The 22,503-nt window shown below is 35.0% G+C and carries 23 protein-coding genes; 20 read left to right on the top strand and 3 right to left on the bottom strand.

The window, feature by feature from the left end; all coding sequences use genetic code 11:
- Window positions 1–11 precede the first annotated feature (11 nt).
- The 19 genes from gcvH to tsaB all read left to right on the top strand — a co-directional run bounded on the left by gcvH (window position 12) and on the right by tsaB (window position 16,848).
- Window positions 12–392, top strand: a complete 381-nt coding sequence (gcvH, locus tag BLT84_RS01930) for a glycine cleavage system protein GcvH (protein WP_091262501.1) — start codon at window positions 12–14, stop codon at window positions 390–392.
- Window positions 382–786 carry a VanZ family protein gene (locus BLT84_RS01925; RefSeq protein ID WP_231556162.1) on the top strand — a complete coding sequence of 135 codons (405 nt, stop codon included), beginning with the start codon at window positions 382–384 and terminating at the stop codon, window positions 784–786. Before gcvH ends, BLT84_RS01925 begins: the two co-directional genes overlap by 11 nt.
- Window positions 787–830: 44 nt before the next feature.
- Window positions 831–1,553, top strand: a complete 723-nt coding sequence (locus BLT84_RS01920; protein ID WP_091262499.1) for an energy transducer TonB — start codon at window positions 831–833, stop codon at window positions 1,551–1,553.
- 135 nt (window positions 1,554–1,688) lie between these two features.
- Window positions 1,689–3,794, top strand: a complete 2,106-nt coding sequence (locus tag BLT84_RS01915; protein ID WP_091262497.1) for a gliding motility protein RemB — start codon at window positions 1,689–1,691, stop codon at window positions 3,792–3,794.
- An 85-nt stretch (window positions 3,795–3,879) separates the two neighbouring features.
- Window positions 3,880–4,782 carry a heme o synthase gene (gene cyoE / locus BLT84_RS01910; RefSeq protein WP_034888530.1) on the top strand — a complete coding sequence of 301 codons (903 nt, stop codon included), beginning with the start codon at window positions 3,880–3,882 and terminating at the stop codon, window positions 4,780–4,782.
- On the top strand, window positions 4,773–5,354 hold the full coding sequence (locus BLT84_RS01905) for a heme-copper oxidase subunit III (protein WP_091262495.1): 582 nt from the start codon (window positions 4,773–4,775) through the stop codon (window positions 5,352–5,354). Before cyoE ends, BLT84_RS01905 begins: the two co-directional genes overlap by 10 nt.
- A 45-nt stretch (window positions 5,355–5,399) precedes the next feature.
- Complete coding sequence (locus BLT84_RS01900; protein ID WP_091262493.1) at window positions 5,400–6,380, top strand: cytochrome c oxidase subunit 3; 981 nt, start codon at window positions 5,400–5,402, stop codon at window positions 6,378–6,380.
- 17 nt (window positions 6,381–6,397) lie between these two features.
- A complete protein-coding gene (locus BLT84_RS01895; protein WP_034888536.1) occupies window positions 6,398–6,763 on the top strand; it encodes a cytochrome C oxidase subunit IV family protein in 366 nt (121 codons plus the stop codon).
- A gap of 75 nt (window positions 6,764–6,838) precedes the next feature.
- Window positions 6,839–7,483, top strand: coding sequence for a hypothetical protein (locus BLT84_RS01890; protein WP_034888538.1), 645 nt, complete (start codon window positions 6,839–6,841; stop codon window positions 7,481–7,483).
- The gene (locus BLT84_RS01885; protein ID WP_091262491.1) at window positions 7,476–8,210 is read left to right on the top strand and encodes an SCO family protein; all 735 of its coding nucleotides are present in this window, start codon (window positions 7,476–7,478) and stop codon (window positions 8,208–8,210) included. The genes BLT84_RS01890 and BLT84_RS01885 overlap by 8 nt, the downstream gene beginning before the upstream one ends.
- A gap of 3 nt (window positions 8,211–8,213) precedes the next feature.
- Window positions 8,214–8,747 (top strand): DUF420 domain-containing protein, encoded by a 534-nt coding sequence (locus BLT84_RS01880; RefSeq protein ID WP_091262489.1) that lies wholly within the window; start codon window positions 8,214–8,216, stop codon window positions 8,745–8,747.
- Between the two features lie 99 nt (window positions 8,748–8,846).
- The gene (locus BLT84_RS01875; protein WP_410503551.1) at window positions 8,847–9,029 is read left to right on the top strand and encodes a hypothetical protein; all 183 of its coding nucleotides are present in this window, start codon (window positions 8,847–8,849) and stop codon (window positions 9,027–9,029) included.
- 121 nt (window positions 9,030–9,150) lie between these two features.
- Complete coding sequence (locus tag BLT84_RS01870; protein ID WP_034888546.1) at window positions 9,151–9,852, top strand: ABC transporter ATP-binding protein; 702 nt, start codon at window positions 9,151–9,153, stop codon at window positions 9,850–9,852.
- Complete coding sequence (locus BLT84_RS01865) at window positions 9,845–11,092, top strand: ABC transporter permease (RefSeq protein WP_091262485.1); 1,248 nt, start codon at window positions 9,845–9,847, stop codon at window positions 11,090–11,092. Before BLT84_RS01870 ends, BLT84_RS01865 begins: the two co-directional genes overlap by 8 nt.
- Before the next feature lies 1 nt (window position 11,093).
- Window positions 11,094–12,359 carry an ABC transporter permease gene (locus BLT84_RS01860; RefSeq protein WP_091262483.1) on the top strand — a complete coding sequence of 422 codons (1,266 nt, stop codon included), beginning with the start codon at window positions 11,094–11,096 and terminating at the stop codon, window positions 12,357–12,359.
- Window positions 12,360–12,383: 24 nt separating this feature from the next.
- Window positions 12,384–13,502, top strand: a complete 1,119-nt coding sequence (locus BLT84_RS01855) for an efflux RND transporter periplasmic adaptor subunit (protein WP_091262481.1) — start codon at window positions 12,384–12,386, stop codon at window positions 13,500–13,502.
- A gap of 58 nt (window positions 13,503–13,560) precedes the next feature.
- A complete protein-coding gene (locus tag BLT84_RS01850) occupies window positions 13,561–14,895 on the top strand; it encodes a TolC family protein (protein ID WP_034888554.1) in 1,335 nt (444 codons plus the stop codon).
- A 4-nt stretch (window positions 14,896–14,899) separates the two neighbouring features.
- On the top strand, window positions 14,900–16,168 hold the full coding sequence (locus BLT84_RS01845) for an efflux RND transporter periplasmic adaptor subunit (RefSeq protein WP_091262479.1): 1,269 nt from the start codon (window positions 14,900–14,902) through the stop codon (window positions 16,166–16,168).
- A gap of 11 nt (window positions 16,169–16,179) precedes the next feature.
- Window positions 16,180–16,848, top strand: coding sequence for a tRNA (adenosine(37)-N6)-threonylcarbamoyltransferase complex dimerization subunit type 1 TsaB (gene tsaB, locus BLT84_RS01840; protein WP_091262477.1), 669 nt, complete (start codon window positions 16,180–16,182; stop codon window positions 16,846–16,848).
- A 2-nt stretch (window positions 16,849–16,850) separates the two neighbouring features.
- On the opposite strand, the gene BLT84_RS01835 is transcribed toward tsaB, so the two are convergent.
- The 3 genes from BLT84_RS01835 to BLT84_RS01825 form a co-directional block, all read right to left on the bottom strand.
- Window positions 16,851–17,696 (bottom strand): mechanosensitive ion channel family protein, encoded by an 846-nt coding sequence (locus BLT84_RS01835; RefSeq protein WP_034888559.1) that lies wholly within the window; start codon window positions 17,694–17,696, stop codon window positions 16,851–16,853.
- Window positions 17,697–17,751: 55 nt separating this feature from the next.
- Entirely contained in the window at window positions 17,752–19,797 is a 2,046-nt protein-coding gene (locus tag BLT84_RS01830; protein WP_091262475.1) for a thioredoxin domain-containing protein, read from the bottom strand.
- Between the two features lie 66 nt (window positions 19,798–19,863).
- Window positions 19,864–20,064 carry a dodecin family protein gene (locus BLT84_RS01825; RefSeq protein ID WP_034888562.1) on the bottom strand — a complete coding sequence of 67 codons (201 nt, stop codon included), beginning with the start codon at window positions 20,062–20,064 and terminating at the stop codon, window positions 19,864–19,866.
- A gap of 171 nt (window positions 20,065–20,235) precedes the next feature.
- Here BLT84_RS01825 and BLT84_RS01820 point away from each other — a divergent pair, with 171 nt between their 5' ends.
- Window positions 20,236–22,500: an inorganic phosphate transporter gene (locus BLT84_RS01820; protein ID WP_034888564.1), complete on the top strand. Its 2,265-nt coding sequence runs from the start codon at window positions 20,236–20,238 to the stop codon at window positions 22,498–22,500.
- The last annotated feature ends 3 nt before the right edge of the window (window positions 22,501–22,503 follow it).

Raw genomic sequence — 22,503 nt, 5'->3', positions numbered from 1 at the left:
AAACAAATTTTATGAATATTCCGCAAGAATTAAAGTATACCAAAGATCACGAATGGGTGAAAATTGAAGGTAATGTTGCAACTATTGGAGTTACAGATTTTGCTCAAGGAGAATTGGGTGATATAGTATACGTAGAAGTTGAAACAGTTGGTGATAGTTTAGAGAAAGAAGAGGTTTTTGGAACTGTGGAAGCAGTTAAGACCGTATCAGACCTTTTTTTACCACTTACAGGTGAGATCATAGAATTCAACGAAAGCCTTGAAGATGCTCCAGAAAAGGTGAATACAGATCCTTACGGAGACGGATGGATGGTTAAAATGAACTTTACTGATAAAAGCGAAGTAGATTCTTTGTTGAGTGCAGCAGATTATAAAGAATTAATTGGCGGATAAAATATTTTTAATAATTGCGATGGTGTATACCGGTGTGGTAACTACCCTCTCACTTATTAAACTCGGAAAGATCTCTGTGGGAGACTTTAATCCTACAGATAAAATGATGCATACCTCTGCCTATCTAGTCTTAGGTTGCGTTTGGTTCTTTTATTACGTAATGAAAAATTCACAACAACGTAACTATAAAGCCGATCTTTTAAAAATTGCGGTGCTAGTAATCCTCTTTGGTATGTTAATTGAGGTTTTACAAGGAACTCTAACTAGTTATAGAACACCAGATTGGTATGATATGCTAGCAAATAGCTTGGGAGTTCTAATAGCATTTTTGATCTTTATATTTTTTAAAAAATCTTTTAATCACTTAAAACAGAAGATTAATTTATTTTTATGAAAAAAAATTTTACTTTAGCAACCCTTATTAATTATTAACGAATTATGGAACCCAAGAAAAATCCAAAAGCCGATTTAACCAAACGAAGTGTCCTCTTTCTACAATTGGGTCTTATCCTGGTGCTAGCAATAACTTATGTTTCTATTGAATGGAAAACATATGATAAAAGTGATATAGATGCAGGACAGCTCGATTTAGGAGATCTAGATGATGAAGTAATACCAATTACAGAATTGTTGAATACTCCACCACCTCCACCGCCACCACCACCGGCGCCGGAAATCATTGAGGTTGTAGAAGATGAAAAAGAAGTTGAAGAAACTGAAATTCAATCTACAGAAACCAGTCAGGAAGAAATTGTTGAGGTAGTAGATGTAGTAGAAGCTCCTGTAGAAGAAGAAATTGCAGATGTTCCTTTTGCTGTTATTGAAGATGTGCCGATTTTCCCAGGTTGTGAAAATTTGAGCAACAACGATCAGCGTAAGAAATGTATGAGTGAAAAAGTTCAGGATTTCGTTAATAAGAAATTTAATATAGATCTTGGTAGTCAGTTAGGTCTTAGCGGAGTTAATAGAATTATCGTTCAGTTCAAAATAGATAAGAACGGTAATATTACAGAAGTTCGTTCTAGAGCTCCACACCCAAGATTAGAACAAGAAGCAGCTAGAGTAATAAATGCATTGCCTAAGATGAAACCAGGTAAGCAACGTGGTAAGCCGGTAGGAGTAATGTACTCTTTACCTATTGTATTCCAAGTACAAGACTAAGTAAAAATTACTTTTAAATATATAAATTCCCGGATCTGTTAGATTCGGGAATTTTTCGTTTTATACCAATTAATGCTTCATTAAAAATTTTGTTATCTTTCGCCTGTTACTACCCCATTAACTGCCGTTTTAATTATGAAATATATTGGAAGTCTACTCCTTCTCCTAATTTGTATCTCTGCTTACTCACAGGAAGACCTTTCTAATTTTGAAACCTATCCAGAATTCACATCATGTGAAAATTCTAGTTTTGAACTTCAAGAATCATGTTTTAAAAATTCTTTACGAGCTAAGATCCTTTCAGAATTTGTGCTTCCTGAAATAGTTTCTGAAGAGAATTACGCTGGGGAGATCATGGTGTTATTTGAAGTAACTCAAGAGGGGGAGTTTAAAGTGTTGTATACTGAAGCGGTATATTCAGAATTAAAAGAGGAGATAAAAAGAGTTTTTGCTGAATTACCTACAATAAAGCCAGCTACTTATAATAGTGAACCTACGTATGTGCAGTTTAGAATGCCATTAAGAATACCGTTAGATCAAAATCTAAGGACTTCTTCGGTGTCTAGCAGCGTGGTTGCTACATCTCTAGAAAATAGTAAGGAGGAAAAGTCTCTAGACACTTACTCAAAAATTAAATCTAAGCCTTTTAAAAGTGAGGTTCCCAGCAGCAATCTCTTTGTTCCACTTTCTCATGAGCGCTACAATAGATTTGATGCTGCCATGAATGCAGTTGGGAATAATGCTCATACAGCTTCTAAACCTTTTTTATATAGTGAAGTAGCAGTAAATTATGATATTGATGCTGAAACAGAAGTAATGTTAAAAGACAAAAAATCTTGGTTTGGTAGGAAATTATGGAATGAGCACCTAGTAACTTTTCAAGGGGATAATTATTGGTTTACAGGAGATGTAGTTTTGGATCTTCAAGTAGGAAAAGATTTTCAAAGTGATCTAGATTATACTTATAACAATACCCGTGGTGCAATTTTTCAAGGTGGGCTAGGGAAGAACTTTAATTTTTACACGGTAGTGTATGAAAGTCAAGGTAGGTTCGCAGATTATTTTAACAGGTATGCAGAGAGTATAGCTCCTTATAGTGGCGGTCCTGCAACAATTCCCGGGAGAGGAGTAGCAAAAGAATTTATGGATGATGGATATGATTATCCCGTAGCAGAAGGTTATATCTCTTATAAGCCATCAGAATTCTTCTCAATTCAGTTTGGGCAGGGAGATAATTTTATAGGAGATGGGTATAGATCTTTACTAATGAGCGATGGAGCTAGTCCGTATCCGTATCTAAAATTAAATACATCGTTTTGGAAGCTTAAATATTCAAATACATGGATGGCATTGAGGGATGTTCGGGAAGAGGTTTCCGGAGAAGGTTCTTATAGAGTAAAATATATGGCCAACCATTACCTGAGTTTAAATCTTACCAAAAGATTGAATATTGGTTTGTTTGAATCTGTTATATGGCAAAATGATAATGGAAGAGGTTTTGATGTGGCTTACCTAAATCCTGTCATTTTTTATAGGTCTATAGAGTTCTCTACAGGTCAAAATGGAGGGAATGCTATTATCGGACTTACGGGAAAATTTAAATTTTCAAATAATATAAATGCTTATGGGCAGTGGGTTATAGATGAATTTTCTACTTCAGAGATCTTTGGCGGACAGCAAAGCTGGAAGAATAAGTTAGGATATCAATTAGGTATTAAATATTTTGATGCATTTAATGTGCCGAACCTTTATTTGCAGGCAGAATACAATCAGGTAAGGCCTTATACCTATTCTCATAATTCTATAGTTTTGAATTATGGACATAATAATCAATCTTTGGCTCATCAATGGGGATCAAATTTTAGAGAATTTATAGCCATTGCTAGGTATAGAAAAGATAGAATCTATGGAAGTGCGAAAGTTATTATAGGTAAGCGCGGGTTCGACTTCAATAATACTTTCGAGCCGGTTGCATATGGAGGAGATATTTACACCAGTGAAAAGCAACGTCCTTATGAATATGGGGTAAAAATTGGTCAGGGAAATACTACTACTTCTCTCTACTCTGAATTGGAAGGAGGTTATATAATTAATCCGGTAACAAATTTAAAGATATTTGGAAATGTTATCTATAGAGATTTTGATCCTTCTCAGAATACTTCAACCACCTTTAATAACAATACCGTATGGCTTAATTTTGGGGTGAGAACAGATATTTTTAATTGGTATTTTGACTACTAAGAACTAGTTTTCAAATTTAACGTTTGTACCTCCTTGAAAAAACATAAAGAAGGAGTATCTTTGCGCCAATATTTAAATCGCTTTTTTGAGTAATACCAGCGTACATACTCCTTCAGTATCAATCCTTTCAGATTTTAAAGAAATCACTAAAATGCGTTTGGCAATAAGTGTGGTTTTTTCTTCTGTGGCAGGATATTTTCTAGGAGCTGAAGTTATCGATTTTGTTACCGTTCTACTACTAGCTATTGGAGGGTATTTTATGGTTGGAGCGTCTAATGCTTACAACCAGATCATCGAGAGAGATCTTGATGCTTTGATGGATAGAACTAAAAATCGTCCTATTCCCTCTGGGAGAATGACAACCACAACAGCTTTTATTATTGCCAGCACATTTACTGTTCTAGGTTTGGTAGTGCTTTATATTATTAACCCGAAGACTGCAATGTTTGGTGCTATAAGTATCTTTCTTTATGTAAGTGTTTATACGCCGTTGAAAACAAGAACACCACTTTCTGTATTTGTGGGAGCATTTCCTGGAGCAATTCCATTCATGTTGGGATGGGTGGCTGCCACTAACGAATTTAGTATAGAGCCGGGTACGCTTTTTATGATTCAATTCTTCTGGCAGTTCCCTCACTTTTGGGCTATTGGTTGGTGGTTATTTGATGATTATAAAAAAGGAGGATTCTTTATGCTGCCAACCGGTAAGCGGGATAAAGGAACTGCAATTCAGGTAATTCTTTATACTATATGGACCATAGCTGTTTCTTTAATTCCTGTATTTGGAGTTACTGGAAGGTTATATTTAACTCCGGTCTCTGGAGCTATTATATTAGTATTAGGATTAGGAATGCTTTACTATGCGTTCAATCTTTATAAGAAAAGAGATGTTGCCTCGGCAAAGAAATTAATGTTTGCTAGTGTGTCTTACATCACACTACTGCAAATTGTATACGTTTTAGATAAATTTATAAGACAATGGATTTAACACAGGGAACCGTAGATCATAAAATAGGCAGAGCAAAGAAAATGATGCTTTGGTTTGGGATTATTAGCATGGTAATGATGTTTGCCGGGCTTACCAGTGCTTATGTAGTTAGTAAGAATAGACCAGATTGGGTTGGAGATTTTGTATTGCCTGCAAGTCTTTACTGGAGTACGTTAACTATAATGATAAGTAGTTTAACTTTTATAATGGCTAAAAAGAAGATTGGAGAAGGCAATAGAAGCGGAGGAACTATGTTCTTAACCGCAACTTTGGTGCTGGCTGTTATTTTTATAATTCTTCAATTTCAAAGTTTTTCGGAGATCATAGCTGCAGGGTATTATTTTACCGGTAGTGAAAGCACTATTACTACTTCGTTTATTTATGTAGTGGTTTTAGCTCACCTTGCGCATTTAGCGGCAGGTATCATAGTGCTTTTGGTTGTAATTTATAACCATTTTAAACAACGTTACTATCCGGGGCAAATGCTTGGAATAGAGCTAGGTGCCACGTTTTGGCACTTTTTAGATATCCTTTGGGTTTACCTGTTTGTATTTTTATATTTCTTTAGATAATTAATTTGCGTATTTTTGCGCATCATTTAAAATCAATTTCTCCATATGGAAGCTACTGTTATTAGAACAGGCACCGAAGGTAAAACCTGGGGTGGTGGGAATGAGCCTTTAAAAGCCAGTTACGGTAAAATGATGATGTGGTTCTTCATCGTTTCCGATGCACTTACATTTTCTGGATTCTTAGCGGCTTACGGATTTTCCCGATTCAAATTTATCGAATCCTGGCCAATTGCCGACCAGGTATTTAATCACTTTCCATTTTTACACGGTGTAGATGCACCAATGTATTATGTGGCGTTTATGACTTTTATCCTGATATTTTCATCGGTAACGATGGTGCTAGGGGTAGATGCAGGTCATAGATTAGACAAAAGTAAAGTAACACTTTATATGTTCCTTACCATTATTGGTGGGCTTATATTTGTTGGTTCTCAAGCTTGGGAATGGGCAAATTTCATACAGGGTGAATATGGAGCAGTTACTACCAAAGGTGGGAATGTTCTACAATTTGTTAATGCGGAAGGAGAAAGAGTAGCTTTAGAAGATATCGCTGCATCTATACCATCTGAAAGAACTGCTATTGGTAGAAGTTCAGAGGTATGGTTCAATTCAAATGAAACAGTAACAGATTATTCTTTAGAACAGGTGAAAGCAGGATTTGTTGCTAATCCGGATCTATTGATTAAGACGCAGATAACTGGTGAAGATGGTCACAAGATCATATTAAACAGAGAGGAATCTTTGGCTAAATTTAATAATGAAGCTATTGGAGTTGTAGAAGGTGCAAACCTAACACACAATGAATATGGTCCGCCATTATTTGCAGACTTCTTTTTCTTTATTACAGGATTTCACGGTTTCCACGTATTCTCTGGGGTTATTTTGAATATTATTATATTCTTTAATGTGATCTTAGGTACTTATGAGCGCAGAGGAAGTTACGAAATGGTAGAAAAAGTTGGGCTTTACTGGCACTTTGTAGATTTAGTTTGGGTATTTGTATTTACTTTCTTTTACCTGGTATAATTTAGATATTTTAGAAAATGGCACACGATACTACACATACACATCACGAATCTAATGCAAAAAGAATATGGATGGTTTTCGCTATTCTTTCTGTAGTAACTATTGTTGAAGTAATCTTAGGAATTATAAGACCAGCGTTTCTTATTGAAACTCACTTTCTAGCAATGAAATTGCTTAACTGGATCTTTATTCTTCTTACAATTTATAAAGCATATTATATTGCCTGGGCATTTATGCACTTGGAAGGCGAGTCTAAAGGTCTTAGAAGATCTGTAGTTTGGACCGCAGTATTCTTAATAAGTTACCTAATGTTTATCTTACTAACAGAAGGAGACTATATTTACGAGGTCTATAAGCATGGTTATGTTGCCTGGGACTTCTAAAAGTTAAAAACACAAGAAAAGACGATTATTTATAATCGTCTTTTTATTTTTGTACCCCCTAATAAAGGCTTTTAAATGAAGAAGTTTCTCATACTTGGTGTTTTATTCTTACTGCCTATAGTAGCTTATCTTTTCTTTGCTTCTGGCATTAATCACTTTGCGAAACTTCCTATCTTAACAGAACAGGTAGAAGACATTTCAAACCTGGAGTTTAGATCAGATTCCTTAGTTAGCTTTCAGGATAAGATTAGTGTAGTTGCCTTCTTTGGTAATGATCCTGAATCTTTAAAAGGTAATACTTTCAATCTAGACCAGAAGATACTTCAAAAATTTTACGGTTTTCAAGATTTTCAATTTGTAGTAGTTCTTCCAGAGAGTGCTAAAGGAGATGTAAACTCTTTTGTGCAAGAATTTGAAGGAATTACAAATTCACAACACTGGAAGTTTGTATATGCTCCTCCGGCTTTAGTAATGAGTGTCTTTAACAGTTTTAAGACCAATCTGCAATTAGATGAAAATCTTCAAACACCTTATGTGTTTTTAATAGATAAAGATAGAAACCTAAGAGGTAGAGATGAAGATGAGGATAGTGATCTTTTATATGGTTATGATTCTAGATCGGTTTCAGAATTAAATAACAAAATGAATGATGATGTAAAAGTTCTTTTGGCAGAATATAGGTTAGCACTTAAAAAATATAAAAAACTCGAAAGTGAATAAGAAGAACTCATCTTATATAGGAATATCATTAATCATTTTGATTTTTGGAATTATCTTTATTCCAAAGATCGTTGATAGAATTGGTAGTGATGATATTGTGGAAACCGATAGGTTAAATGTAAAGCGCGCCAATGGTGATAATTCTGAAGTAGGCTATATAGAGCAGTATGGTAAGAATAAACGTGTGCCAGACTTTCAATTCATAAATCAGGATGGAGATACTATTTCTAATGAGGACTACCTTGGAAAGGTGTATGTTGTAGAATTTTTCTTTAGTACCTGCCCGTCAATTTGTCCTATAATGAATGCTAATTTAATTAATGTTCAAAAGGAATTTAAAGGGAATGATGATTTTGGAATTGCCTCCTTTACTATAGATCCTGAGCACGATACTCCAGAGGTATTAAAAGAGTACAAAGAAGGTCACGGTATTTCTAATAAAAACTGGAATTTTTTAACTGGAGATAGAGAAGAGATCTACAAAGTTGCAAATTCTGGTTTTGGAATATTTGCAGATAAAGATCAAACTGTTCCGGGAGGTTTTGCTCATTCAGGATTATTTGCCCTAATAGATCAGGAAGGTTTTATTAGATCTAGAAACGATCAGTATGGAAATCCTATCATCTATTACAGAGGCTCTATAGATCCTGAAAATTCTATAACTGAAGGTGAAGAAAAGGCAGAGATAGAGGAGCTAATAGCAGACATTAAAACATTATTGAAATAAAGAATGGCTTCAACTAAAATAGATAAAATTGCAGTTCCTACAATTATTACCCTTTCTATAGTGGTGCCGGTACTGGTGCTTATCTTAATTTATTTACCAGAAAGGTATAATTTTCTTGGAGTTCAAGCAGGAACTTTTCCGCTGTTCCACGCAGTTTTAAATGGTAGTACCGCATTGTTACTAATAGCTGGTTATTATTGTATGTCTATTAAAGAATACAAATGGCATCGCAATTTTATGATCACTGCTTTTGCATTGTCCAGTGTTTTTCTAATTAGTTATGTTATCTCTAAGATAAGTAATGCTCCTGTTCCTTATGGTGGAGAAGGTTTTGTTAAGTACTTGTACTTTTTTATCTTAATTACCCATATTGTACTTTCAGCTATAATTGTTCCATTAGTATTATTTACGATGTATAGAGGATTAACCGGGCAATATGACAAACATGTAAAAATAGCCAGATGGACGTTCCCAATATGGTTATATGTGGCGGTTACGGGGGTTTTGGTCTATGTATTTATGTTTCCTTATTATTAGATTTGAGCCTAAATGCGTAACTTGAAGTTTAATTATTTTTGATAGCATATGAAATTTAAGATCATTTTTCTTTTAGTCGTTTTGTGCCTCTTCCCTATAATGGCAGAAGCTCAGTGTGCTATGTGTAGAGCGGTATTAGAAAGTGAAGGATCGCAATCTACTGCGGAAGGTATTAACGATGGTATATTATACTTAATGGTCTTTCCTTATATCCTTATTGGTGGTATCGGATTCTTTATTTATCGCCTATACAAAAAGGGTAAATCAACTGAAGAATCTTAATATTCAGTTAAAATTAACATTTTCCTAACATCTAGGTTTGTAACATAACCAAATCTTAGTGGTCTTATGAATAGAGTTTTGTATACTTAAGTATTCAGAATATATTTAATATTAGGCTGTTATGATTGAAATTAAAGACTTGCACAAATCTTATAAGATGGGTTCTAATTCTCTTCATGTTTTGAAGGGGATAAACTTTAATGTAGCAGAAGGTGAGCTTGTTTCTATCATGGGTTCTTCAGGTTCAGGAAAATCTACACTACTTAATATATTAGGAATGCTGGATGAAGCAGATTCTGGCACCTATACGCTAGATGGTTTATTGATCAAAAATTTGAATGAGAAGATAGCAGCCAGATACCGAAATAAGTTCCTCGGATTTATTTTTCAATCTTTCAACCTTATAAATTACAAAAGTGCACTAGATAATGTGGCTCTTCCCTTATACTATCAAGGTGTGGGTAGAGGAGAGCGCATAGATATTGCAATGGGGTATCTGGAAAAAGTTGGTCTCGCAAAATGGTCCGGGCACTTGCCTAATGAACTTTCTGGAGGGCAAAAACAAAGAGTGGCTATAGCCAGAGCTTTAGCTTCCAATCCTAAAGTATTATTAGCCGATGAGCCTACAGGTGCATTAGATACCAAAACTTCTTATGAGGTAATGGATCTTATTCAGGGAATAAATGATGAAGGGCGTACGATACTTATAGTTACGCATGAGCATGATATTGCTCAAATGACCAAGCGAATAGTAAACCTGAAAGATGGTTTAATTATAGATGATACAAAGGTTAATCAGGTAAGAGCTTTAAGTAATGTTTGATCTTGAAAGATGGCAGGAGATCTTTGAAACGATAAGCAAAAATAAATTGCGAACGTTTCTAACCGGGCTTTCGGTAGCTTCGGGGATATTTATATTGGTGATTCTTTTAGGTATTGGTCAAGGAATGAGCAACGGGATCTCACGAGAGTTTCAGAATGATGCTACTAATATTTTATTTGTTTTTACTGGTGTTACTTCTAAAGAGTACAAGGGTCTTAACCCAGGAAGGATGATTAGAATGAAAAATGATGATTATGATTATGCGGTTAACAAATATCAGGATGAGCTAGAGTATAAATCTTCCATCTATAGAATTTGGGGCGGGATTGTAAATTATAAAAAAGAAGCTGGTACTTATAGAGTTGAAGGAGTATGGCCAGATTATCAATTTCTGGAAAATGCTTCTATGGTAAGTGGAAGATTTTTGAACTATACTGATCAGGAAGGCTATGAAAAAGTGGTAGTTGTTGGGAATAAGGTTAAAACAGATCTATTTAAAGATGGGGAAGATCCAATTGGAAAATTCATTGAGGTTTCCGGTATTAACTTTAAGGTAGTTGGAGTATATACAGATCCGGGAGGCGAAAGAGAAGAAGCTAGAGTATTTTTGCCTTTATCTACAGCCAACAGAGTTTTTGGAGGTAAGAACGAGTTAAATTTTCTCTCCTTTACGCTTAAGCCGGAAGAGAATTTTGAAGCTGCTTTAGCTTCTTCTCAAAAATTTTCAGAAGAATTAGAATCTCATTTAAAAGAAAAGCATACTGTAGCTCCAGATGATGATAGTGCAATTACCATCCAAAATTCTTTAGAGAATGCTAAAAGGTTCTATGACCTTATGGATATGATAAAATACTTCTTCTGGGGAGTAGGTATTTGTACTATTGTTGCCGGTATTGTTGGGGTAAGCAATATCATGCTTATTATTGTAAAAGAACGAACCCGAGAAATTGGGGTAAGAAAAGCATTGGGAGCAGAACCCTTGTCTATAATTGTTATGGTGCTTCATGAATCTATTTTTGTTACAACAATTGCCGGATTTACAGGTCTCATTTTTAGTTTAGGTCTTCTAGAGCTAGCCGGGCCAATGATAGAGACGCAATATATTACCAATCCATCTGTAGATTTTCAGGTGGCTATTACCACGGTATTCATTTTGATAATAGCAGGAGCCATAGCAGGATTCTTTCCGGCATGGCGTGCTGCCAAGATTAAACCTATAGTTGCCTTAAGAGACGAATAATATGTTTAGTAGAGATAACTGGAACGAAATTTTAGAAGCGCTAACAGCAAATTGGTTTAGAACCTTGCTAACAGCCTTTGGTGTGCTTTGGGGAATATTTATCCTTGTTATTCTTTTAGCGGCAGGGAAGGGGTTAGAAAATGGGGTGAAACAGGGTTTTGGTGGAATAGCTACCAATACAATGTTCATGTGGACGCAAACACCATCCAAACCGTATAAAGGATTACCAAAGGGAAGAAATTATAATTTTAAGACAGGAGATGTGGAAGCCATATGGCAAAATGTTCCAGATCTTAGATTTGTATCACCTAGAAATCAATTAGGAGGTTTTGGAGGAAATAACAATGTTGTTAGAGGCTTAAAAACGGGGGCTTACAACGTGTATGGAGATTATCCGGAAGTTATTCAGCAAGAACCTATGGATATTACCTCAGGGCGTTTTGTAAATCAGTCAGATATTAAAGATAATAGAAAAGTAGCGGTTATAGGCGAAGGAGTTAAAAGGGAGATGTATGAAGCTAATGAGGAAGTTATAGGAAGTTATATCAAGATTCAAGGAGTGAATTTTATGGTAATTGGTACTTATAAGAAAAAAGGTAACAATAATGGAAACGCAGAAGAAGGACAAAAACAGATCTATGTTCCATTCACCGCATTTTCTCAGGCTTTTAATATGGGAGATCGAGTAGGTTGGATGGCTATAACAGCATTAGATGGAACCTCCATTACCAGTGTAAAATCTCAAATTATAGATGTAATTAAAGAAAGACATAACATTCACCCGGATGATGATAGAGCGGTGGGGAATTTTGATCTTTTTCAGGAATTCAGCAAAGTAAATGGTCTTTTTATAGCGCTAAAAGCAGTGGCGTATTTTGTAGGTATACTTGTGTTATTATCAGGAATTATTGGAATAAGCAACATAATGCTCATAGTAGTTAAAGAACGTACCAATGAAATTGGAATACGTAGAGCGTTGGGGGCAACTCCATGGGCAATTAGAGGGCAGATTTTAATGGAGTCTATATTCCTTACTATTATTTCTGGAATGGCGGGAATTGCTTTAGCTACCGGAGTAATAGCTTTGGTAAATGCACAGTTATCTGGCATGGATACTTCAGAAATGATGTTTCTAAATCCTAGTGTAGATCTAAGAGTGGTATTTACAGCGCTTACTATATTAATAATATCAGGTTTACTGGCAGGTTTAATACCTGCTCAAAATGCCATAAAGATCCATCCAGTAGATGCTTTAAGAACAGAATAAATTCAAAAACTAACCAATCAAGAAATGAAAAAGATAGTCACCATCATCATCCTATTACTTATAGCAGTCACTTTTGTGGGAGCTTTGTATTATCTGTACCAAAAGAATCAGGAAGATCCAATAGTTTATGAAACAGAGAGCCCTTCTATGCAAACAATCGTTAAGAAAACGGTTGCTACTGGAAGTATCGTTCCTAGAGAAGAGATCTTAATAAAACCGAATATTTCTGGAATTATAGATGAGATCTATATTGAAGCCGGAGATAGAATTAAATCTGGAGATCTAATTGCTAAAATTAGAGTAATCCCTAATGTCTCTTCTTTGCAATCTGCTAAGGATGCAGTTGCTACTGCCAGGATTAATGTAGATAACGAGAAGAAATCTTATGATCGTCAAAAATCTTTGTTTGATAAAGGCGTAATATCTGCCAACGATTTTGAAAGTGCAGATGTAACTTATAAAAGAGCACAACAAAACTACAAATCTGCACAACAGAACTTTGAAATAGTTAGAACCGGTACCACCAGCGGTCTTGGAAGTGCTGCAAATACACTTATAAGATCTACCATAGACGGTATGGTGCTCGATGTTCCTGTAAAAACAGGGAATCAAGTAATTGAGAGTAATAACTTTAATGATGGTACTACTCTGGCAACCCTTGCAGATGTAAATCTTATGATCTTTGATGGGAAGGTTGATGAGAGTGAAGTAGGAAAAATAAAAGAAGATCTTCCTTTAGAAATTACCGTTGGAGCTATAGAAAATAAAACCTTTGATGCAGTACTAGATTATATTGCTCCAAAAGGAGTGAGTGAGAATGGTGCAATCCAGTTCAATATAAAAGGGACCTTAAATAAAGCAGATACAACATTTATAAGAGCTGGGCTTAGTGCAAACGCATCTATTATCTTAGATAAAGCGGTAGATGCTCTTGCAATAAAAGAAGCTTTAGTTCAATTTGATCCTAAGACACAACAGGCTTTTGTAGAGTTGGAAAAGGGGGATCAGGACTTTGTAAGAAAAGATATTAAGCTGGGAGTAAGTGATGGTATTTATGTGCAGGTTCTGGAAGGTCTTACTAAAGATGATAAGATCAAGGTTTGGAATCAACTCAAACCCGCTCAAGACTTTTCTGCAAACTAGTAACTAGAATTTGTAACATCTCATAATTTTGTTAGACTTATCATTCACAATCATAACTATGAAGAAATTAAGCTTATTACTTTTTATTCTGGGTTTCGGTTTTTCGATTCAGGCACAGGAGAAAAAATGGACTTTACAGGAATGTGTTGCATACGCATTAGAAAATAATATCTCTATTAAACAATCTGCTTTAGATGTAGAAGAAGCAAAAATCAATAGAAGTGATGCTATTGGAAACTTTCTACCTTCTTTAAACGGTCAGGCAAGTTTATCTAGTAACGGAGGTTTGAGTATTAATCCAACCAATAACAGGTTTGAAAATACAAGGTTTACCTCTTTCTCTGGAGGAGCAACAGCTGCGGTTACGCTTTTTGACGGACTTAGAAATCTAAGACAATATCAGCGTTCAAAGTTAACTCAACTTTCTAATGAGTATTCGTTGGAATTAATGAAAGACAACATCGCGCTTTTTGTTGCTAATGCCTATTTAGACGTATTGTTCAATAAGCAAAATCTGGAGGTGCTAAGATCACAAAATCAGGTTACTTCAGATCAATTAGACAGAACCGGACAATTGGTAGAAGCTGGATCTCTTCCAAAGGGAGATCTTATGGAGATTAAAGCTACCAATGCAGATGAGCAACAACGTATTATAGTTGCAGAAAATAATATTAGGATCTCACTTATAAGCTTAGCTCAGATTTTACTTATTAAAGATTATGAGAATTTTGATATAGCAGATGAGGGTTATGATGTTATTACAGAAGATATTCTTTCTAATTCTGCTGAAGAATTAATTGCTCAGGCTAAGAAGGAACGTTTTGAGATCAAGATCGCAGAAGAGAATAAAGCGATAGCAGTAAAAAATGTTCAAATTGCAAGAGGAGCTTACTATCCTACGCTAAATGCTTTCTACAACTACAATACCAGATATTCTGATAATGACTCTCCATTTAATAGAAACTTCACTACGCAGTTGTATCAAAATGATGGAACTTCCTATGGTTTACAATTAAGTGTTCCTATTTTTAATGGTTTTGCTACCAGAAATCAGGTTAAGAGAAGCGAAATTAATGTAAAACGTGCAGAATTTCAGTTAGATCAGGCAGAATTAGATCTAGAGGCAAATGTTTATCAGGCTTATGTAGATGCAAAAGGTGCTGCTAAGGCTCTGGAAGCTGCTAAGATAGCTTTAGAGGCTCAACAACAAGCTAACGATTATGCTACAGAAAGGTATGAAGTTGGATTAACAAATGCATTTGATTACAGTCAATCTAAATCTAGATTAGAGAATGCGCAGACACAAGTAATTAGAACTAAATACGATTATATATTTAAATTGAAAGTGATCGAGTTATACTTCGGAATTCCGGTAACCGATCTAAAATTTTAAAAACATGAAGAAAAAAACACTTCTTATCATTGGTGTAATAGCCGTTGTACTTATTGCTTTATTAATTGTTGGAAAGAAAGCAGGTTGGTTTGGTTCTAACGCTAATTTAAAAGAGGTTGAGATCACCAAGATTGAACCTCTAAGTATTATTGAAACGGTTTCTGCTACCGGAAAGATTCAGCCGGAAGTAGAAGTTAAACTTTCTTCAGAAGTATCTGGAGAGATCATAGATCTACCAATTATGGAAGGACAGATGGTAGAAAAGGGAGATTTATTAGTTAGAATAAACCCTGACATCTATCAATCTAGTTTGCAAAGATCTCGCGCAGGATTATCCAACGTAAAAGCTGGATATGCCCAATCTGAAGCTAGTTTAAAAGAAGCCACATCTAATTTTGAAAGAAATATGAAATTATTTGAAAAAGGGGTGATCTCTAAAGCAGAGTGGGATAAGATCGTAGCATCTTATGAAGTAGCTCAGGCTTCTAAAAATGCAGCTTACTACAGCATGCAAAGTGCTTCTGCAAGTGTTACTGAGGCTACAGATAACTTGGCAAGAACTACAATTTATGCTCCAATGCGAGGAACAATATCTAAATTAGATGTAGAACTAGGAGAAAGAGTAGTAGGTACTCAACAAATGGCAGGAACAGAGATCATGAGAGTGGCGAATCTGGCTAATATGGAGGTTGAGGTTGATGTAAATGAAAACGATATTGTTAAAGTTTCTGTAGGAGATTCTACCGTGGTAGAGGTAGATGCCTATTTAAAAAGAGAATTTAAAGGAATAGTTACTGAAATATCAAACTCTGCAATTGAAGGTTTAACAGCAGATCAGGTTACTAATTTTAAGGTTAAAGTAAGAATTTTAGAATCTTCGTATCAGGATCTTTTAGAAGGAAAATCTGAGAACTATTCTCCTTTTAGACCTGGAATGACGGCAACTGTAGATATTATTACACGAAGAAAAGATAAGGTTATAGGAATCCCTATTAGTGCAATTGTTATTAAGAGTGATACTTCTTCTAAAAGAACAGTAAATAAGCCTACAGTATCTACTGATGAAAAATTTGAAACTGTCTTTGTTAAGGATGGAAATCGAGCTAAATTGCGTGTTGTAAAAACAGGCATACAGGACGATCGAAATATTGAAATTATCTCTGGTTTAAAAGACGGAGAAACTATTATTACAGGACCTTATAACACTGTTACCAAAGGTTTGGATAATGGTGATGAGGTATCAGTAGCTAACGATGCGAAACCTGCCGAATAAAAGCACAAATTTTGTCTAATATACTTTGTATTGAAACCGCATCTACCAACTGCTCTGTTGCTCTTGGAGTAAATGGAAAAGTTGTAGCTGTAAAAGAAGATTACGATCAAGGCTATTCTCATGCCGAAAGATTGCATCTCTTTATAAATGATATTTTAAAAGATAATAACCTGGAACTTTCCAATTTGGATGCAATTGCCATTAGTAAAGGTCCGGGTTCTTATACAGGATTGAGAATTGGTGTTTCTGCCGCTAAAGGACTGTGCTTTTCTTTGAGCATTCCGCTTATTTCTGTACCTACCTTAACTGCTTTAGCTTATCAGGTAAATACCTTAGAAACAAAAGGAGAATTTGTGATTCCCATGTTAGATGCTCGTAGAATGGAAGTTTACACTGCCGTTTTCGACGCTTCGGGAAAACAACTGGAAGACACCTCTGCTAAGATCTTAGATGACACTTCCTATTCTGAATATTTAGAAAAAGGGAAAGTTTATTTTATTGGTAGTGGAGTAGATAAGTTCAAAGCGATCTGCCAGCATGAAAATGCACTATTTATCGATAATAAAATGCCTTCAGCAAAAGAAATGGTTGCTATAGCTTCGGCTAAAAACAAAATAAGCGACCATGAAGATGTCGCTTATTTTGAACCTTATTATCTTAAAGATTTTATGGCAGGTTAATCTTATTCAGATTTATTTTCTTTAGAATGATCAAAGAAATGAATATCTCTTTGTGGGAATGGAATTCCAATACCTGCACCTTCTAGTCTTGTTTTTGCTTCTTCTATTGTATACCAGTGGCAATTCCAGAAGTCTTCGTTATTTGCCCAAAATCTAGCAGAAAGATTTACAGCGCTATCTGCAAGCTCTGTAACTACAACTTGTGGAGCAGGATCTGTGAAGATCTCTTTTTGCTCTTGCATTAAATTCAGAAGAATATCTTTGGCCTGTTTTATATCACTATCATAAGAAATCCCAATAGTAATGGCATCTTTTCTTTTACCTTCTACAGTATAATTAATGATATTATCATTAGTTAATTGGCCGTTTGGTATAACTGCTAGTTGATTACCAAAAGTATTTAGCTTAGTGTAGAACAAAGTGGTTTCTTTAACCGTACCAGAAACTCCCTGAGCTTCTATCCAGTCTCCAATTCTAAAAGGTTTTAAAACTATTATTAGAACACCACCTGCAAAATTAGACAATGATCCCTGCAATGCCAGACCCACTGCTAATCCCGCCGCACCAACTACAGCAACTAGAGAAGTTGTCTCGATACCTAATTGAGTAACTACTACTATGAATAAAAGAATCTTTAAAGTCCAGCTCAATAAGTTTAGAACAAAATTTTCAAGATTTTGGTCGTAATCGGTCTTATTAAAGAGTTTTCTCGTATAACTTACTACTAATTTAATAACCCACCACCCAATTAACAAAATGGCTAATGCACCAATGAGTGTCGGTAAATAATCTATAAACTTTTCAGTATAATCTTTTGCGTATGCTTCCCAGTCATTTAATTTATCCATAGTATCTTTTTTGCAAATTGAGCTTTTTTAGGAAAGAAATTAGAATTTTTGATGTTTAATTTTTGTTAAAATGTTCCAGGCATGCCTTCATAGACCTTACAGGTAGCTTGCAAGCACTATTCTCACAAACATAAAATAGATCCTCATTAGATTTGTAACGGTCCTTTAAGAGTGGCCTATCTGAATTGTCTTTTAATGTTCCATCAATTAAAATGTTTGCTAAATAGTGAGTGTTCAATTCTTTTAAATTGCTAAGCGCCTTTTTCCCGGTAATTACAACCTCATAAAAATTATAAGTGAGATCCATTTTTAGATCTAGCCAATTGGAATAGCCTTGGGGGTATTCTTCAAGTTGATGATTCATATTCAAAAGCATTTTTTTTGCTATGTTGAAATAGCTAGAATTATCAAAATACTTCGAAAGTTGATGTAGATTTTTTGCCATTACAGAATTAGCAGCGGGCATTACATTATCATTAAGATCTACATTTCTAGTAATAAGAGCTCTATCATCTATAGATGTAAAATAGAATGCCGATCGTTCTTCAGAATAAAATTTAGCTATACAATATTCTGATAATTGAGATGCCTTGTCTAGCCATGTTTCTTCTAGAGTAACTTCATAAATATGTATAAATGCTTCTATTGTAAATGCATAATCTTCTAAGAACCCATTTATATTACTAGCCCCATCTTTATAAGAATGATAAAGGCCACCATCTTTCTTTTGTAGATTTTCAAGAATAAATGACGCATTGGTTTTAGCAATTTCAAGATGCTCTGCTATGCTGAAAGCTTTATATGCTGAGACATAACCTGAAATCATAAGAGCATTCCATGAAGTAAGTTGTTTATTATCTAATCTGGGTTTGCTTCTGAAGGTGCGCCGTTCTCTTAAGATATCGATCCAGCCCTTTTTCTTAATTTCCAGTTCTTCTAAAGTTAGATTTTGCTCTTTGAATAGCTGTTTGTTAGAAAGTGTTCTTATTGGAACATATAGATCTTTTTCCCATTTACCTGTGGGATTTATGTTGTAATACATAGAAAAGAGTTCAAAATCATCTTGTAATACTTGCTTTAATTCTGTTTTGGTCCAGCTATAATAAGCGCCTTCAATCAACTTTCCTTCAGCGTTCAAACTATCGGCATCCAGAGAAGAATAAAAGCCACCTTCAGGAGAAGTAAGTTCATTTTTTATAAATCCTAAAGTTTGCAACACAACTTCTTTGTACCACTTATTTTTAGTTACTTTATACGCCTCACTGTACAAACTTACCATTTGTGCATTATCATAAAGCATCTTTTCAAAATGAGGAATGTGCCAGCGTTCATCTACAGAATATCTCGAAAATCCTCCTTCAATATGATCGAAAATCCCTCCGTAGGATATTTTATCCAGACTTTTAAATACAAAATCTTTTAAACCTTGGTCTTCATTCTGAAAAGCATACCTCAAAAGAAATTGGAAGTTTGAAGGAATTACAAATTTTGGAACCTGGCTCATCCCACCGTCTCTATGATCGAAATTGCGTTTGAAGGTATTTAGAACAGCAGTGAAATCTTCTTTTTTTAAATTTTGTTCTTCTTGAGGTGGGGGAATAATTTGCAGTTGATGTAAGCCTTTTTCTAATTTATCTGCATATTCAAATAATTGCTCAGCCTCTTTTTTATAGAGGTCTGAGATCTGTTTGAGGACACTCATCCATTGTTCTTTTTTGAAATAGGTACCTCCCCAAACTGGTCTGCCATCTGGGAGTGCAATAATATTCATAGGCCAGCCTCCACTACCCGTCATAAGTTGCACTGCATTCATATACGCCTGGTCTACATCAGGTCTTTCTTCTCTATCTACCTTTATACTGATGTAATTTTCGTTCATAACATCACCAACCGCTTCATCTTCAAAGCTTTCATGTTCCATTACATGGCACCAGTGGCATGCCGCATAACCAACGCTAATAATTATCAATTTTTCCTCAGACTTAGCCTTGTCTAAGATCTCATCTTTCCACGGAAACCAATTAACAGGATTGTGCGCATGCTGTAAGAGATAAGGGCTAGTTTCATTAATTAGGGAATTGGTATATGGATGGGTAGACATAAGTTGAAGGTTTAAATAAATAAAAAACGCCCCCAATTGGGAGCGTATAAACTTTTATAAATGGAACTAGCTTATCTCAAAAGAGATCTTCAGGTTAACTCTATACTCGGTGATATTTTCTCCAGAAACAGTTGCAGTCTGATCTCTTACATATACAGATTTAATGTTCTTTACTGTTTTGGAGGCATGTTTAACAGCGTTTTGAGCTGCATCTTCCCATCCTTTAGTAGAACTGGCCATTACTTCAATAACTTTGATAACTGACATGTTTTTTGGTTTAATTGGTTAATAACTATTAATTTTAATTGAAATTACAATTATTAAAACATAATTTTTACAAAGCTTTGTTAAATGAAATCTTCTTAAAGTTTTGATAACCTTGTAAATGGTTTTGTTGATTAAAAATTTAGCACATTTGCTAGTTAGAAATTGTCCTATATGGAAGACGTTTATATTGTAATGCTTGTTGGTTTGTTTGCATTAGCTATCACAGATCTTGTGGTAGGAGTGAGCAATGATGCTGTAAATTTCCTGAATTCTGCTATAGGGTCTAAAGCGGTGCCTTTAAGAACCATACTTATTGTTGCTAGCTTGGGAGTTGGAGTAGGAGCCATTTTCTCTAGCGGTTTAATGGAAGTTGCTCGTGAAGGAATTTTTGTTCCCGGTAAGTTCTATTTTGAAGAGATCATGATCATCTTCATGGCTGTGATGATAGCAGACATCCTGCTCTTAGATTTCTTTAATTCTATAGGCCTGCCAACCTCAACAACCGTCTCCATTGTTTTTGAACTGTTAGGGGCGGCTGTTTGCATTTCTTTACTAAAGATCTATCATACCACGGGAGATTATGGAACGCTTTTTAGTTATATTAATACCACTAAGGCAACAGAGATTGTTACAGGGATCTTGCTTTCTGTAGTTATAGCATTCACCGTTGGTGCTGTGGTTCAGTATTTTTCTAGAATGGTTTTTTCTTTTCAATATGAAAAGAAATTAAAATACGTAGGTGCTGTATTCGGAGGAGTTTCACTTTCTGCAATTCTTTATTTTATCTTATTAAAAGGCCTTAAAAGTATTTCAGGATTGCCAGATGGATTTTTAGATTATGTAAATGATAATACCCTTATTATCGTTGGAGCCAGTTTTGTGATCTTTACCGCCCTCTCGCAAATGGCTATAAAGCTGTTAAACATCAATATTCTTAAAGTGATTATTGTTGTGGGAACTTTTGCATTGGCACTAGCGTTTGCAGGGAATGATCTTGTAAATTTTATTGGAGTTCCTATTGCTGCATGGCAATCATTCGAAATTTGGCAGACAGCTTATCAGGCTACCGGGGTGCTACCTTCCCAATTATTAATGGATGGTTTAACCGGGGAAGTGCAAACTCCTGTATTTCTATTGGTTTTTGCGGGTCTTATAATGGTAATCACTTTATGGTTTTCTAGTAAAGCTATGAAGGTTACAGATACAGAGATCAACCTGGGAAGACAAACTGGAGGAGATGAACGTTTTGAGCCTAATATTATTTCTAGAGGTATAGTTAGATATTTCATTGGGATTAGCAATTTTGTGGAAGGCCTTATTCCTGTTACATTATCTAAAAAGATAGATGCTAAATTTCAAAAGACAGACAATCATGAACGTGCTAAACGATTGGATGCTCCATCTTTTGATCTTGTGCGAGCCTCTGTAAATTTGGTAGTAGCAAGTATTCTTATTTCTATGGCAACAAATCTAAAGCTACCACTATCCACAACTTATGTAACTTTTATGGTTGCTATGGGTACATCGCTTTCAGATAGAGCCTGGGATAGAGATAGCGCCGTTTATAGGGTTGCTGGAGTTCTTAATGTTATTGGAGGTTGGTTTGTAACCGCACTAATAGCCTTTTTTGGAGCAGCATTATTTGCGGCAATCATTTACTTTGGAGGTATTATCGCCATAGCGGGACTAATTCTTATTGCAGTGATCTTAATTGTAAGAAGCGCTATAGTTCATTCTCGTAAAATGAAAGAAGAGAAAAAGCAGAAAAGATATAATAGAAGAGATATCATCACCATAAATGAAATTACAGTAGAAACTTCAGAAAATATATCTAGCGTTATAGGAGGTATTAATAAGATGTTCACTAAAACAGTAGATAATCTAGGATATCATGATCTTGGAAAGCTTAAAAAGACAAGTAAACAAATAGATAAATTAGAATCTGATATCGATGAACTTAAAGGCAATATTTTCTACTTTATTAAATCTTTAGATGACGATTCTGTGGAAGCCAGTAAATTCTATATCCTAATTTTAGATCATTTGCAGGACATGGTGCAGTCTATTGGGTTTATAACCAGAAATAGTTATAATCATGTACATAACAATCATAAGAATCTAAAATTTAATCAAATTAGAGATCTTAAGGGTATTGATGAGAAAACACAAGGATTGTTTGATGATATCAAACTTATCTTTGATACGCACAGCTTCCATAATATTGATAAGGTGATCTCAGAAAAACAATTTTTAATGGATCATGTGTCAGATCTTATCCAAAAACAGATCAATAGAATTAGAACATCAGAAACCAGCCCAAAGAACTCTAAATTATATTTTGGCTTATTATTAGAGATCAAAGATCTGATTTCTTCTACAATGAGTCTATTAATCTTATTTCAGGAGTTTCATAAAGAAGCTAAAAGAACCTTTTAGAGA

Source organism: Gillisia sp. Hel1_33_143 (genome assembly GCF_900104765.1).
In the GTDB taxonomy this organism is placed as follows: domain Bacteria; phylum Bacteroidota; class Bacteroidia; order Flavobacteriales; family Flavobacteriaceae; genus Gillisia.
The sequence above is the reverse complement of the archived record's forward strand: the minus strand, read 5'-3'. Positions and strand labels throughout refer to the sequence as shown.

Excerpts from the sequence above, each read along its gene's own strand:
- gcvH (WP_091262501.1), top strand. The coding sequence starts at position 12 with ATGAATATTCCGCAAGAATTAAAGTATACCAAAGATCACGAATGGGTG.
- BLT84_RS01920 (WP_091262499.1), top strand. The coding sequence starts at position 831 with ATGGAACCCAAGAAAAATCCAAAAGCCGATTTAACCAAACGAAGTGTC.
- BLT84_RS01915 (WP_091262497.1), top strand. The coding sequence starts at position 1,689 with ATGAAATATATTGGAAGTCTACTCCTTCTCCTAATTTGTATCTCTGCT.
- BLT84_RS01905 (WP_091262495.1), top strand. The coding sequence starts at position 4,773 with ATGGATTTAACACAGGGAACCGTAGATCATAAAATAGGCAGAGCAAAG.
- BLT84_RS01900 (WP_091262493.1), top strand. The coding sequence starts at position 5,400 with ATGGAAGCTACTGTTATTAGAACAGGCACCGAAGGTAAAACCTGGGGT.
- BLT84_RS01895 (WP_034888536.1), top strand. The coding sequence starts at position 6,398 with ATGGCACACGATACTACACATACACATCACGAATCTAATGCAAAAAGA.
- BLT84_RS01890 (WP_034888538.1), top strand. The coding sequence starts at position 6,839 with ATGAAGAAGTTTCTCATACTTGGTGTTTTATTCTTACTGCCTATAGTA.
- BLT84_RS01880 (WP_091262489.1), top strand. The coding sequence starts at position 8,214 with ATGGCTTCAACTAAAATAGATAAAATTGCAGTTCCTACAATTATTACC.
- BLT84_RS01875 (WP_410503551.1), top strand. The coding sequence starts at position 8,847 with ATGGCAGAAGCTCAGTGTGCTATGTGTAGAGCGGTATTAGAAAGTGAA.
- BLT84_RS01870 (WP_034888546.1), top strand. The coding sequence starts at position 9,151 with ATGATTGAAATTAAAGACTTGCACAAATCTTATAAGATGGGTTCTAAT.
- BLT84_RS01865 (WP_091262485.1), top strand. The coding sequence starts at position 9,845 with ATGTTTGATCTTGAAAGATGGCAGGAGATCTTTGAAACGATAAGCAAA.
- BLT84_RS01860 (WP_091262483.1), top strand. The coding sequence starts at position 11,094 with ATGTTTAGTAGAGATAACTGGAACGAAATTTTAGAAGCGCTAACAGCA.
- BLT84_RS01855 (WP_091262481.1), top strand. The coding sequence starts at position 12,384 with ATGAAAAAGATAGTCACCATCATCATCCTATTACTTATAGCAGTCACT.
- BLT84_RS01850 (WP_034888554.1), top strand. The coding sequence starts at position 13,561 with ATGAAGAAATTAAGCTTATTACTTTTTATTCTGGGTTTCGGTTTTTCG.
- BLT84_RS01845 (WP_091262479.1), top strand. The coding sequence starts at position 14,900 with ATGAAGAAAAAAACACTTCTTATCATTGGTGTAATAGCCGTTGTACTT.
- BLT84_RS01835 (WP_034888559.1), bottom strand. The coding sequence starts at position 17,696 with ATGGATAAATTAAATGACTGGGAAGCATACGCAAAAGATTATACTGAA.
- BLT84_RS01830 (WP_091262475.1), bottom strand. The coding sequence starts at position 19,797 with ATGTCTACCCATCCATATACCAATTCCCTAATTAATGAAACTAGCCCT.
- BLT84_RS01825 (WP_034888562.1), bottom strand. The coding sequence starts at position 20,064 with ATGTCAGTTATCAAAGTTATTGAAGTAATGGCCAGTTCTACTAAAGGA.
- BLT84_RS01820 (WP_034888564.1), top strand. The coding sequence starts at position 20,236 with ATGGAAGACGTTTATATTGTAATGCTTGTTGGTTTGTTTGCATTAGCT.